The sequence below is a fragment of the Streptomyces sp. NPDC056452 genome (assembly GCF_042796085.1).
GTDB lineage: Bacteria > Actinomycetota > Actinomycetes > Streptomycetales > Streptomycetaceae > Streptomyces.
In genome coordinates, this window is sequence record NZ_JBHTRI010000071.1 from 1 (window position 1) to 5,905 (window position 5,905).

6 protein-coding genes are annotated in these 5,905 nt (G+C 71.4%); 1 reads left to right on the plus strand and 5 read right to left on the minus strand.

The annotated features are described in order from the left end of the window. Window positions 1-85 precede the first annotated feature (85 nt). The 5 genes from ACFQ6X_RS35045 to ACFQ6X_RS35065 are packed head-to-tail and all read right to left on the minus strand — an operon-like array spanning window position 86 to window position 4,955. Window positions 86-1,339: an ABC transporter substrate-binding protein gene (locus ACFQ6X_RS35045; RefSeq protein WP_383187994.1), complete on the minus strand. Its 1,254-nt coding sequence runs from the start codon at window positions 1,337-1,339 to the stop codon at window positions 86-88. Continuing rightward, window positions 1,336-2,475: a branched-chain amino acid ABC transporter permease gene (locus ACFQ6X_RS35050; protein WP_383187996.1), complete on the minus strand. Its 1,140-nt coding sequence runs from the start codon at window positions 2,473-2,475 to the stop codon at window positions 1,336-1,338. The genes ACFQ6X_RS35045 and ACFQ6X_RS35050 overlap by 4 nt, the downstream gene beginning before the upstream one ends. Next, complete coding sequence (locus tag ACFQ6X_RS35055) at window positions 2,468-3,358, minus strand: branched-chain amino acid ABC transporter permease (RefSeq protein WP_356427735.1); 891 nt, start codon at window positions 3,356-3,358, stop codon at window positions 2,468-2,470. The genes ACFQ6X_RS35050 and ACFQ6X_RS35055 overlap by 8 nt, the downstream gene beginning before the upstream one ends. Then, window positions 3,355-4,167, minus strand: coding sequence for an ABC transporter ATP-binding protein (locus ACFQ6X_RS35060; RefSeq protein ID WP_329205854.1), 813 nt, complete (start codon window positions 4,165-4,167; stop codon window positions 3,355-3,357). The genes ACFQ6X_RS35055 and ACFQ6X_RS35060 overlap by 4 nt, the downstream gene beginning before the upstream one ends. Then, a complete protein-coding gene (locus tag ACFQ6X_RS35065; protein WP_383188000.1) occupies window positions 4,155-4,955 on the minus strand; it encodes an ABC transporter ATP-binding protein in 801 nt (266 codons plus the stop codon). The genes ACFQ6X_RS35060 and ACFQ6X_RS35065 overlap by 13 nt, the downstream gene beginning before the upstream one ends. 216 nt (window positions 4,956-5,171) lie before the next feature. Here ACFQ6X_RS35065 and ACFQ6X_RS35070 point away from each other — a divergent pair, with 216 nt between their 5' ends. Further along, the gene (locus ACFQ6X_RS35070; protein ID WP_383188002.1) at window positions 5,172-5,894 is read left to right on the plus strand and encodes a PucR family transcriptional regulator; all 723 of its coding nucleotides are present in this window, start codon (window positions 5,172-5,174) and stop codon (window positions 5,892-5,894) included. Window positions 5,895-5,905: the final 11 nt, after the last annotated feature.

The window sequence follows — 5,905 nt, forward strand, 5'->3', positions numbered from 1 at the left end:
CTGGTGGCCTACCCCTGTTTATGGGGCTCCGCGCGGAGGGCCCGGGCCTCGGCGGCCGGGCCCGTCGTCGCGTTCGGCGGGGGGATCAGGACTTGGACGCGAAGCCCTCCGCGGCCGTCGACACCTCGGCCGGGCGGACCACCTTGAGACCACCGGGGGTCTTGGCGTCCGGCTTCATGATGACGGTCTGGTTGGTCGACGGGGCCGCGGGGTCGGTGAAGTCGTGCGAGATCCCGAAGTCGCTGCCGAAGCCCTTGATGGTGAGCAGGGCCTTGTCGACACCCTCGCGGGTCAGGTCCTTGGACTCACAGGCCTTCTTCAGCGCCTCGCCGAAGACGGCCGCCGCGTTGTATCCGGCGACGACGCCGTTGTCGAGGCCGTCCTTCGGGTACTGGGCCGCGTACGCCTTGGCGAGCTTGGACGGGCCCGCCGCCGCGTCGCCGATCGGCAGGGTGGAGGAACCGATGTAGTAGTCCTTCTGCAGGGCCGGGCCCGCCTGGGTCGCCAGGAGCTGCGGCGCGTAGGCCGAGTTGTTGCCCACGACGGGGACGTTGAAGCCCGTGGCGGCGGCGACGCCGACCAGTGAGGCCGCCTGGCGCGGTCCGGCGCTGATCACGATCGCCTTGACGCCCGCCTGCTTCAGCGCGGAGACCTGGGCGGTCATGTCGTTGTCCGTCGGCTTGATCTTCTGCTCGACGACGGTGAGGCCCGCCTCCTTGGCCGCGTACTTGGAGCCGGCCAGGGCGTTCTCGCCGTAGTCGCCCTCGAAGTAGACGTGACCGATCTTGTCGCCCTTGGCGACGCGCTTCTCGTCGAGCAGGAAGTCGACCAGGTTGATCGTCTCGACGTCGTACGTGGCGCCGATGACCCGGACGTACTTGGAGCCGAGGAGGTTCGCCGACCAGGCCTGCGGCAGGACGATGCCCTTGTCCTGGCCGTCGATGCGCTGCTCGACGGCGGCGACGAACGGGGAACCGATGAACTGGGCGAAGCCCAGCACATCCGGCTCCAGCTCCGTGTAGGCCGCGATGGCCTTCTGCGGGTCGTAGCCGTGGTCGCGGACGGTCAGTTCGATCTGCCGGTCGCAGATCCCGCCAGCGGCGTTGGTCTCCTTCACCCACAGCTGCTGGGCCTGGGTGACGCTCTTGCCGAGCGAGGCGTACACCCCGGTCATGTCGGTGAGGGCGCCGAGGGTGATCTTGGAGTCGGTGACCCCTTCACCGGTCTTCACGCCGCTCTTGTCCGTACCGGCGGCGTCCCCCTTCCCGGCCTTCTCGCTGCACCCGACGAGGGTGAGGGTGAGCGCCGCAAGGACCGCTCCGTACACACGCATTTTCATTTCTTCTCCCCTGGATTCTTCAGACGCGTAAGGCCGCCGGGCAGGAACAGGACCACCGCGACCACCGCGGCGCCGTACAGATAGCGGGACGCCTCACCCGGTGTGAGTCCGCCCGTACCGGGGGCGGACACCAGGGGCAGGGAGTCGCTGTAGTGGGTGAGCACCTGCGGGAGCAGTGACACGAACGCGGCGCCGACGACGGCCCCCGCGACACTGCCGAGCCCGCCGATGACGATCATGGCGAGGTACTCGAGGGACAGGACCATGCCGAAGTACTCCGGCACGGTCCGCTGGAAGACCAGCGCGAGCAGGACACCTGCGAGGCCCGCGTACATCGAGGAGAGGACGAAGACCCCCGCCCGGTACTTGGCCACCGGCACGCCCATCACGCCCGCGGCGATCCGGTGGTCGCGGATGGCGTTGAGCGCCCGGCCGGGCCTGCCGCGCAGCACACCGCGGGCGAAGAGCCCGCTCAGGGCGAGGGCGAGCAGTCCCACGTACCAGAGCTTCTCGGAGGACTGGAAGGGCACCGCGGCGACGATCACCTCGGTGTCGTCGAAGGTGAACCCGAACAGTGAGAGCGGGGGCACCGCACGGCCGTTGAAACCGCCGGTGAGGGAGCCCGCGTTGAACAGCACGTGCTGGCCGATGAAGATCAGCGCGAGCGTGGCGATACCCAGGTACGCGCCGCGCAGCCGGCCCGCGATCGGGCTGAACAGTCCGCCCACCGCGCCCGCCAGCAGGACGGCGAGGACCGCCGCGAGCCAGGTGGGCAGGCCCAGGCCGGAGAGTTCGTGGCCGTTCTCGGTGCTGCTCTCACCGGCCAGGATGCAGTAGCTGTACGCCCCCACGGCGAGGAAGAAGGCGTGGCCCATGGAGAGCTGGCCGGTGCTGCCGGTGAGGAGGTTGAGGCCGATCGCCCCGATCGCCGCAGCCATCGCGAAGAGCCCGGCCTGGAGCCAGAAGCGGTCCAGGTAGAACGGGAACACGAGGAGCAGGACGGAGCCGGCGAGCCACAGGTAGGTGCGGGGGTGCCGCAGCCTTCCGGTGAGGGACGTCCCCGCGCCGGGCGGCACGGGGGCCTGCGGGACGCCGGCTTCGGCGGGCGTCCCGGCGTCCTTGACGGTTTCAGACACGGGCCAGCTCCTTCGTACCGAAGAGTCCCGCGGGCCGGATGAGCAGGACGATCACCATCACGAGATAGGGCGCGAGGTCTCCGATGCCACGTCCCAGGAAGGAGAGATCGCTCTGGTAGCCGGTGGCGAGTGACTCGGTGACTCCGACGATGAGCCCTCCGACCAGCGCGCCCGTCGTCGAGTCGAGGCCGCCGAGGATCGCGGCCGGGAACGCCTTGAGCGCCGCGAAGGAGGTGGCCCGTTCGAGGCCCGGGGTGGGGAAGACGGTGAGGAAGAGCGCGGCGACCGCGGCGAGTGCCCCGGCGACCGCCCAGGCCGACAGGGACACCCTGCCCAGCTTGATGCCCATCAGGGCCGCGGTCTGCGGGTTCTCGGCTGCGGCCCGCATCGATACGCCCCACGAGGTGTAGCGGAACGCGAGCAGGAACACCGTGATGAGCAGCCCCGCGACGACGAAGGCCGCGATGCGGGTCTCGGCCAGGGTGACCCCGCCGATGGTGACGACGTCGTCCCCCCACGGGTCGCCGAGCGACAGGACCTCGGTGCCCATCTGCCGGGTGAGTTCCGTGGTGATGAGGATGTCGACGCCGATGGTGACGATGGCCAGGACGCTGTGGTCGCTGCCCCGGTAGCGGCGCATCACGAAGAACTCGACGGCGGAGCCGACGACCGCGGCGCCCGCGATGCCGACGCCGAGCGCCGGCCAGAAGCCGATGTCGTCGTGCAGGACGGCGGTGACGTATCCGCCCGCCAGCAGGAGGGAGGCGTGGGCGAAGTTGACGACCTCGGTGGCCTTGAAGATGACGACGAAGCCGAGCGCGATCAGTGCGTAGACCGATCCGATGGAGAGTCCGCCGAGGAGGAGTTCGATGAAGGTGGTCATTCCTGTGTCCCCAAGTAGGCCTGGACGACGGCCGGATCGTTCTGGACCTCGGCGGGGGTGCCGCCCGCGATCCTTCGTCCGAAGTCGAGTACGGTCACGGCGTCCGCGAGCCGCATCACCACGCCCATGTCGTGTTCGACGAGCACGATGGAGATGCCGAGGCTGTCGCGTACGTCCGCGACCACGGCCGCGACGCGACGGCGTTCGTCGGCCGTCATGCCGGCGATGGGCTCGTCGAGCAGCAGCACCTGCGGCTCCATGCAGAGCGCGCGGCCGAGCTCCACGAGCTTCTGCTTCCCGTACGGGAGCGCACCGGCGGGCCGCTCCAGCTCCTTGTCCAGGCCGATGAACTCGGCGATCTCGCGGACCCGTTCGCGGTGGCGCCGCGCTTCGCGGGCCGCCGACGGCAGCCGCAGTCCGCTGGCGAGGAAGCCGGCGCGGGTGAGGCGGTGCCGGCCGAGCAGCAGGCTGTCGGCGACGGTGGCGTGCGGGGGCAGCGCCAGGTTCTGGAAGGTGCGCGCGACGCCGAGGCCGGCGATCTTGTGCGGGGCGAGGCCGGTGAGTTCGGTCGAGCCGAGGTGCACCGTGCCGGAGGTGGCGCGGTAGACGCCGGAGAGCACGTTGAAGGTGGTGGACTTGCCGGCGCCGTTGGGTCCGATGACGGCGTGCACGCTGCCGGGTTCGACGGTGAACGAGACCGCGTCGAGGGCGGTGAGCCCGGCGAAGCGTACGGTCACGTCGCGGACGGCGAGGGCGGCCGGGGCGGTGACGGGGGCCGTGGTGGCGGGAGCGGTGGTCACGCGGACCACCTGCTCAGGGTGCGTGAGGGTCCGCCGACGGCCTGCCGCGCGACCTCGGCCGCCTCCTCGTCGACGACGCCCAGATAGCGGCGGCGTACCTCGTCGGAAGCGGCGAGTTCGTCGGCCGGGCCCTCGATGGCGACCTCGCCGACGTCCAGGACGTACGCGGTGGAGGCGAGCCTGAGCGCGATCGCCGCGTTCTGCTCGACGAGCATGACGGAGGTGCCCGCCGCGTTGATCTCCTGGATCGTCTCGGCGATCCTGGCGGCCATCAGCGGCGCGAGGCCGAGGGACGGCTCGTCGAGCAGGAGCAGGCGGGGTCCGGCCATCAGGGCCCGTCCCATCGCCAGCATCTGCTGTTCCCCGCCGGACAGCAGCCCGGCACGCTGGTGGGCTCGCTGGGCGAGGACGGGGAACAGCTCGTGTACGCGTGAGAGCGCCGCGGTCGTTTCCTTGCGCCCGCCCCGGGCTCCGAGTGCACCGGCCCGCAGGTTGTCCGCCACCGTCATCCGGGCGAACACCTGTCGCCCCTCCGGCACCTGGATCACTCCTGCGGCCACCACCTGGGCGGGGCGCAGCCCGTCCAGGGGCACGCCGTCGAAGCGGATGGTGCCCGTGCCCGTCCCGCGGTGGAAGCCGAGGGTCCGCGACACGGCCCGCAGCAGCGTGGTCTTGCCGGCGCCGTTGCCGCCGAGCACCGCGGTGATCGCGCCGGCCGGCACGTCGACGGAGACGTCGCGCAGTGCCCGTACCGGGCCGTAGCCCACGGACAGTTCGCGGATCTCGAGCGTTGCCATGCGTCCTCCTCCTTCCGACTGGTCGTTGTGGTGCCACAGACCAGCAGGGGGCGGGCCGCGCGTCCACGGTCCGCGGCGCAATCGCTGCGGCTGACCAGCGTTCGAAGGGTGCGGTTGTGCACGCGCACAGAGGCGCGTGATCCGCTGTCGCACGCCTCGCGGCGGGTGGCATCGTCACGAGCCATGAGCGGCCCGGCTGCGGAACGGAGCGATGACATGCAGCGGCGCAGTGACGAACGGGTCCAGGCGCTGCTCGACGCCCTCCTCGAGGACCGGTCCGCGCCGGGACTCGCGGCGCGCGCGGCGGCCGGTCTGGGCCTGCCGGAGCAGGGCCGCTACGCGGTGGCGGTGCTGCGGACGGGCGGCGGACCGGACCGTCCCGTCATGGACGCGGACGGGATGACGTTCCTCCGGCGGATGCGGGCGGACTGCGAGATCGTGGTGGTCGCCCTGGGCGAGCGGGGTACGGACGAACTCACCGCGGTCATGGTGGAGCGGTGTCCGGGTCCGGGCGGGATCAGCCCGGTGGTGGACTCGCTGGCCGAGCTGGGATCGGCACGCCGGCTGGCCGATGTTGCGCTGCTGACCTGCCCCCCGGGCACGGCCGGGATCGTACGGCTGGAGGAGCGGCTGCCGGCGGCACTGGTGGTGAGCCGGCCGGAGCTCGCGGCCCGGCTGGTCGCGAGTGTCTTCGGCCCGCTGCTGGACCTGGACCCGGCCGACCGGGACCTGCTGGTGCGGACGCTGGAGGCCTGGCTGGAGTGCGGAGGGTCCGCGGGGCGGGCGGCGGGCCTTCTGTACTGCCACCGCAACACCGTGCTGAACCGGTTGCGGCGGCTGGAACAGCTGACGTCGCGTTCGCTGTCACGGCCGCGCGAGCTGATCGAGATCATGCTGGCCCTGGAGGCCTTCCGGCTCTCGGTGGCGGCGCGGAGGTGAGGGGGCGGGCC